This is a genomic window from Azospirillum sp. (assembly GCF_035627195.1).
In the GTDB taxonomy this organism is placed as follows: Bacteria; Pseudomonadota; Alphaproteobacteria; order Azospirillales; family Azospirillaceae; genus Azospirillum.
This window is the reverse complement of the sequence record NZ_DASPMG010000130.1, coordinates 1-3,765: the sequence shown is the minus strand read 5'-3', so window position 1 is coordinate 3,765 and position 3,765 is coordinate 1. Positions and strand designations below refer to the sequence as shown.

The 3,765-nt window shown below is 69.2% G+C and carries 2 protein-coding genes and 1 pseudogene; 1 reads left to right on the top strand and 2 read right to left on the bottom strand.

Going from position 1 to position 3,765, the window contains the following annotated elements; genetic code table 11:
- Positions 1-205: 205 nt before the first annotated feature.
- Entirely contained in the window at positions 206-1,546 is a 1,341-nt protein-coding gene (locus VED21_RS12330; RefSeq protein ID WP_324882658.1) for a GH1 family beta-glucosidase, read from the bottom strand.
- A 95-nt stretch (positions 1,547-1,641) separates the two neighbouring features.
- Here VED21_RS12330 and VED21_RS12325 point away from each other — a divergent pair, with 95 nt between their 5' ends.
- Complete coding sequence (locus VED21_RS12325) at positions 1,642-2,970, top strand: GH1 family beta-glucosidase (RefSeq protein WP_324882657.1); 1,329 nt, start codon at positions 1,642-1,644, stop codon at positions 2,968-2,970.
- Positions 2,971-3,069: 99 nt separating this feature from the next.
- Here the strand turns inward: VED21_RS12325 and VED21_RS12320 are convergent.
- Positions 3,070-3,765: pseudogene (locus VED21_RS12320) on the bottom strand (ABC transporter ATP-binding protein/permease); the annotation flags it as partial.

Sequence of the window (3,765 nt, the reverse complement as noted above, 5' to 3'; positions counted from 1 at the left end):
CGACCGATGGTCTCTGGACCGTCCATTTCGCCGCCGAGGCGATCGCGCAAGTCGACTTGCGCGATCGCCTCGGTTCGGTCCAACCTGTCAACCATGTCTCCGAACACCTGTAAACCAAGTGTCCGGTCTGAACAGCTGGCGCTCAACCCAACCTACGGGTGACTTCGTAGGTTGGGTTGAGGCGAAAGCCGAAAACCCAACGCCGTCAGCGCACCGCGCGCTCCCCCCGGATCAGATCGGCGTACCACCGGGACGACGCCTTCGGTGTGCGCTTCAGGGTCTGGAAGTCCACGTGCACGAGGCCGAAGCGGGTGCCGTAGCCGGTGCCCCATTCGAAGTTGTCGAGCAGTGACCACACGAAGTACCCGCGCACGTCCGCTCCCTGGCGCATGGCGTCGCGCATGCGGTCGATGTACAGGCGGAAATAGGCGATGCGGTGCGGGTCGTTCACGGCACCATCCGCGTCCACCGTGTCGCTGCCGCCGCAGCCGTTCTCGGTGATGACGATGGGCATGCGGTAGCGCCGGGTGATCTCCAGCAACTCGTCGCGGAAGGCGTCGGGGAAGATCGCCCAGCCGACGCCGTAATCGGGCGCCCCGGCCGGCGCGTCGCCCCAGGCGTACCCCCAGGTCCAGGACGGGTCGGTCTTGGCGAAGATCGGGCCGTAGTGGTTGAGGCCGAACCAGTCGATGGGCCGGCAGATGCGCGCCATGTCGCCGGCCTGCACATAGGGCTCGATGGCGGCGGCGATGCGGGGCGGGTAGTGGCCCAGCAACTGCGGGTCGGGGAAGGCGAGGTTCCAGTGCTCGTCCAGCAACGCCGCCGCCTCGGCGTTCTCCGGCTTGCCGTGCTCGGGCAGGACCTGCTGGCGGTTGTGGATGGCGCCGATGGAGGCGCCGGGGACCAGGGCGCGCAGCACGTCCACCCCCGCACCATGGGCGAGGTTCACGTGGTGGATGGCTTTCAGGTGCTGCGCGCGATCGGTGATGCCGGGAGCCGCCCAGGGGATGGCGTAGCCGAACAGGGTGAAGACCGAGAACTCGTTGAAGGTGACCCAGCGCTTCACCCGGTCGCCGTAGCGCCGCGCCACCAGCGCGGCGTAGTCCGCGTACCAGCCCGCGCAGTCGCGGTTCGCCCAGCCGCCCAGATCCTGCAAGGCCTGCGGCAGGTCCCAGTGGTACAGGCACAGCCAGGGCTCGATGCCTGCCTCCAGCACGCCATCGATCAGGCGGTCGTAGAAGTCGAAGCCCTTCGGGTTCACCGCACCCCGGCCGCGCGGCTGGATGCGCGGCCACGCGACGGAGAACCGGTAGGCGTTCACGCCGATATCCCGCATCAGCGCAATGTCCTCGGCGGCGCGGTGGTAGTGGTCGCAGGCCACATCGGCGTTGCTGCCGTCGCCGATGCCGCCCTTGGTGATGCAGCGCGTGTCCCAGATGCTCATGCCCCGGCCGTCGTCGCGCACGGCACCCTCCACCTGGTAGGCGGAGGTCGACACGCCCCACACGAAGTCCTGCGGCATACGGGGGGCTGGGGTGTCGGGCATGGGGTCCTCCGGGGCTGGGTGGAGCGATACTACCTTTGGCAGGATGCCCGTGGAACGGGCATAATGGCGACCAATTGCCGTGCGGAGGACGCGTCATGACCGGTCGATCGGATTTCAGGTTCCCGCCGGGATTCCGCTGGGGGGCGTCGACCTCCGCCTACCAGATCGAGGGGGCGGCGAACGAGGACGGGCGCGGGCCCAGCATTTGGGACACGCTGTGCCGCATGAAGGACCGCGTGGACAACGGCGAGACCGGCGACGTCGCCTGCGACCACTACCACCGGTACCGCGAGGACGTGGCGCTGATGCGCGGTCTGGGGCTGAACGCCTACCGCTTCTCGGTGGCGTGGCCTCGGGTGCTGCCGCGCGGGCGGGGTGCTGTGAACGCGGCGGGGCTGGATTTCTACGACCGGCTGATCGATTCGCTGCTGGAGGCGGAGATCGAGCCGTGGCTGTGCCTGTACCACTGGGATCTGCCGCAGGCCCTGCAGGACCTGGGCGGCTGGGCCAGCCGCGACACGGCCGGGTGGTTCGCGGACTACGCCGCCGTCTGCGCGCGGCGCTACGGCGACCGGGTGAAGAACTGGGCCACCATCAACGAGTTTTCGGTCTTCACGCTGTTCGCCTACGCGTTCGGCGCGGGTGCTCCGGGGATATCCGACCGGCAGGAGCATCTGAAGGCCATGCACCACGTGAACCTTGCCCACGGGGCGGGGGTAGACGTGCTGCGTGCCCTGGTGCCCGGAGGCTCCATCGGCGCGGTGCACAGCGTGCAGACCTGCCGGCCGGAGGATCCGGCCAACCCGGAGCATTGCGAATCCGCCGCGCTGTTCGACGAGCTGTGGAACCTCGCGTTCCCCGACGCACAGCTGCTGGGCCACTACCCGCCGCGCATCGCCGCACTCATCGAGCCCTATGTGCAGGCGGGGGACATGGCGCGGATCTGCCGGCCCATCGACTGGTTCGGCCTCAATCACTACGCGCCCATGTATTCGAAGCCGGACGACGGCAACGTCTGGGGATGCGGCTGGGGGGCGGCGCCGGATGACATGCCGCGCACCGACATCGGCTGGCCGATGGACCCGACGGCGTTCCGTGACGTGCTGCTGGACCTGGGCAAGCGCTACAGGCTGCCGGTCTACGTCACCGAGAACGGCTTCGGCAGCAAGACGGAGACGGGGACGGACGACCCCCGGCGCCTCGCCTACCTGCGGGACTACATCGCGGCGATGGGGGAGGCGTTGATGGCGGGGGCGGACGTGCGCGGCTATTTCGTGTGGTCGCTGCTCGACAATTTCGAATGGAACGGCGGCTACGCGCCGCGCTTCGGCATCGTGCACGTGGATTACGAGACGCAGGCGCGCACGCCGAAGGAGTCGGCGCGGTGGTACGCGGACTTCATCCGGGGGCAGCGGGGCGTGTGACGACGTTGGGTTTTCGTCCGCAGCCTCAACCCAACCTACCCATGCGTGCGGGCACCCGTAGGTTGGGTTGAGCGCCAGCGAAAACCCAACATCGGGCCCCTACACCTGCGGGTCGACCATTTCCAAGGCCGGGTGGCAGGCTTCCTCGCGCAGGCGGACGGCACCGTTGGTGCGTTCCAGGACGAACTTGCGCTTGTGGTGCGCCTCCAGCCCGGCGTGGCTGCCGATGGTCAGCAGGGTGGCGTGCCGGAACTCGGTGTCCAGCAGGCGCATCATGTCCTCCTCGCTGGCCGGGTCGAGGGAGTCGGTGGCGTCCTCCACGAAGATCCAGTCGGGGCGGCGGATCAGCAGGCGGGCGAAGCCAAGGCGCTGCTGCTCGGACACGGCCAGCACGCCGTCCCAATGCTCGCTGTCGTCCAGGCGCTCGCACAGGTGGCGCAGCCCGACGCGTTCCAGTGCGGCGTGGGCGCAGTCGTCGTGCACCTTCTCCGGCTCCGCCGGATAGCTGAGTGCCGCGCGCAGGGTGCCGTGCGGCAGATACGGGCGCTCGGGCATGAAGAAGACGCGGGTGTGGGCCGGCAGGGCGATGCGCCCGCTGCCCCACGGCCAGACGCGCGCCACGGCGCGGAACAGCCGGATCGCGGCACCCGGATCGCCAGCGATCAGCACGCGCTCGCCCGGCCGCACCTCGGCGCTGAAGCGCTCGATCACGGGATGGCCGTCGGGCTCGGTGATGCTGACGTCCTGGAAGGACAGGCTGTGCTCCGCGTCCGTGCGGTCGACGGTGATGCGCGC

Bases quoted from the DNA above. Each gene is read 5' to 3' on its own strand.
- VED21_RS12330 (WP_324882658.1), bottom strand. From the start codon at position 1,546: ATGCCCGACACCCCAGCCCCCCGTATGCCGCAGGACTTCGTGTGGGGC.
- VED21_RS12325 (WP_324882657.1), top strand. From the start codon at position 1,642: ATGACCGGTCGATCGGATTTCAGGTTCCCGCCGGGATTCCGCTGGGGG.